This is a genomic window from Streptococcus sp. CL8.13 (assembly GCF_049737895.1).
The window spans coordinates 1-1,314 of the sequence record NZ_JBKOTT010000148.1 but is presented as its reverse complement, the minus strand read 5'-3'; the positions used below and the strand labels follow the sequence as shown (position 1 = coordinate 1,314).

Genomic DNA, 1,314 nt, shown 5'->3' with positions numbered 1-1,314 from the left:
GGCAAGAAAAAAGTGAACTATCTATGATTGAGGTAGCGCGTGCTATCTTGGAACTTCGTGGTCGTGATCATGAGATGCATTTTAGCGATCTTGTAAACGAAATTCAAAACTACCTTGGAACATCAAACAGCGATATCCGCGAAGCCTTGCCTTTGTTCTACACAGAGTTGAACTTTGACGGTAGCTTCATCTCACTTGGAGACAACAAATGGGGGCTTCGTTCATGGTATGGTGTAGACGAAATCGACGAAGAAATCATTGCTCTTGAAGAAAATGACGACGATGAAGTGGCACCAAAAGCTAAGAAAAAACGTGTCAATGCCTTCATGGATGGCGATTCAGATGCTATTGACTACAATGCAGATGATCCAGAAGATGAAGATGCATACGAAGCAGATCCAGCTCTTTCATACGATGATGAAAATCCAGATGATGAGAAAAATGAAGTGGAAGCTTACGATGCAGAAATCAACGAAATCGCTCCTGATGACTTGGGTGAAGACGTGGATCTCAACGAAGACGACGACGAGTTTTCAGACGATGATTCTGAAAACATCGAGGAATAAAAGTTAGCTGTTGACAATTATCTTATTTTTAGGTATCATATTGTTCGGGCACCTCTTTTAGAGGTCGGGGCTCCCTAGTTCTTAGGGAGCTATTTTTGTTTTTTCAAGAAGTTATCTTCTTGTATTTTATACTCAATGAAAATCAAAGAGCAAACTAGGAAACTAGCCGCAGGCTGTACTTGCGTACGGCAAGGCGACGTTGACGCGGTTTGAAGAGATTTTCGAAGAGTATTTGTTGTGAATCTGGTGCAGTCATCCCAGATTATTCTTATTAATAGGGTCTTGTTTTCTATGTCCCCTCGTAGTCAGCAAGACCTTGAGCATTTTAGAAAGAGGAATCTATGTCAACGAAATATATTTTTGTAACTGGTGGTGTGGTATCGTCTATTGGGAAAGGGATTGTGGCAGCGAGTCTGGGCCGTCTCTTGAAAAATCGTGGTCTCAAAGTAACCATTCAAAAGTTTGACCCTTATATCAATATCGATCCGGGAACTATGAGCCCTTACCAGCACGGGGAAGTTTTTGTGACAGATGACGGAGCTGAGACAGATTTGGACTTGGGTCACTATGAACGTTTCATCGATATCAATCTCAACAAATATTCCAACGTGACAACTGGTAAAATTTACAGTGAAGTTCTTCGTAAAGAACGCCGTGGAGAATACCTTGGGGCAACTGTTCAGGTTATTCCTCATATCACAGATGCTTTGAAAGAAAAAATCAAGCGTGCCGCTTTAACGACTGATTC

1 protein-coding gene and 1 pseudogene are annotated in these 1,314 nt (G+C 41.6%); both read left to right on the top strand.

Annotated features, from left to right (window positions below; all coding sequences use genetic code 11):
* On the top strand, positions 1-566 hold a 566-nt coding region (gene rpoE, locus ACLNCN_RS04860; RefSeq protein ID WP_424844745.1), incomplete at its 5' end, for a DNA-directed RNA polymerase subunit delta.
* 341 nt (positions 567-907) lie between these two features.
* A pseudogene (locus tag ACLNCN_RS04855) lies at positions 908-1,314 on the top strand (CTP synthase); the annotation flags it as partial.